Annotated in this window: 1 pseudogene; it reads right to left on the bottom strand. The window is 65.6% G+C overall.

The features are described from left to right. Positions 1 to 680, bottom strand: a pseudogene (gene istA / locus IVB27_RS26810) (IS21 family transposase); the annotation flags it as partial.

The following is a 680-nucleotide window of genomic DNA, read 5'->3' as shown; positions in this document are numbered from 1 at the left end:
CACGCGGACAATCACCTCCTCGTAGTCCGAGGTGCGGCGATCTGGCAACGCCTGCAGGGTGGCGCGCTCGTGGTCGATCCGCTTGGCGTTGCGGGCATTACGGCGGCTGACGATCTCGTCGATGAAGCCGCGATAGGCGGCGAGATCATGCCGCGCAACAGCAGCGCATCGGCGATCGTTCGCTTGAGATGGGCATGGAGCTTTCGATCGCCCCGTTCTCGTGGGCGATGCCGCGATTGTTGCGGGAAGGCCGCATGCCGTAGTGGGCGCAGAGGTCCTCGTACCGCTTGGTCAGATCGTCCCTTGCATTGCGATCGAGATTGCAGAAGGCGGCCGACAGGCTGTCGGTCCGATGCTCCCGCGGTGCCCCACCGAGCGACCACAGGGCATTCTGCAGCCCTTCGGCCAATGCGACGAAGCTCTCGCCACCGAGAACGACATGGGCGTGTTCAAACCCGCAATAGGCCAACCGGAAGTGATAGAGGCGATGATCGAGCGGCACGCCAGCGATGGCGACCCCAAGCTCGCCCATATCGGTGAAGTCGGACAGGCCGACCTGGCCCACGTCATGGGTCTGGCGCAAGATGACCTCCTGCTCCTCGCCGTGGATCGCCCGCCAGGCGCGGATCCGGCGCTCGAGCGTGCGGCGGATTCCAGCCCCCAGCTCAGGATGGCGTCGG

Origin of the sequence: Bradyrhizobium sp. 197 (genome assembly GCF_023073375.1) — a bacterium.
Lineage (GTDB): Bacteria > Pseudomonadota > Alphaproteobacteria > Rhizobiales > Xanthobacteraceae > Bradyrhizobium.
Note: the sequence above shows the minus strand (reverse complement) of the source record. Positions and strands in the feature narration are given on the sequence as shown.